Raw genomic sequence first — 406 nt, forward strand, 5'->3', positions numbered from 1 at the left:
CGATTCTTTAACCAACCACCCAGGTGCTTCAGCGAAGCTTGATACTGGCAGATTACGTTAACCACGTTTGATGTACGCGCACTCTTCGAGAAGACCGCCTAGTACTTCAGAAAGGTGCGCCAGTTTGCCGTGTTCTTTTGAGTTTAGGAATTCAACTCTTAGCGAGTGCTCGTGAGTCACAGCGTGTGTACGAACAATGATCTTCGGCAGGCTCAATCCAAGCTCTGCGTGCAGCTCCACTTCGTAGCTGTATTGGCTTGCACCCACTACTTTCGCTTTTAGTTGCTCATCAAGTTGTTTTGTCCAAGCTTCTACTGCTGCTGCATCATGACACGGCTCAGCCGTTAGACGAGAAGTGTAGATAAGCTCATGCACTAAGGCGCGAGGGTAACGACGGCTCATACGA

At 49.5% G+C, this 406-nt stretch carries 1 pseudogene; it reads right to left on the reverse strand.

Annotation, left to right across the window (positions count from 1 at the left end):
• Positions 1-60: 60 nt before the first annotated feature.
• A pseudogene (gene gyrB, locus UF05_RS16555) lies at positions 61-406 on the reverse strand (DNA gyrase subunit B); the annotation flags it as partial.

The sequence above is a fragment of the Vibrio sp. S457-15 genome (assembly GCF_000960545.1).
GTDB classification, from domain to species: Bacteria; Pseudomonadota; Gammaproteobacteria; order Enterobacterales; family Vibrionaceae; genus Vibrio; species Vibrio parahaemolyticus.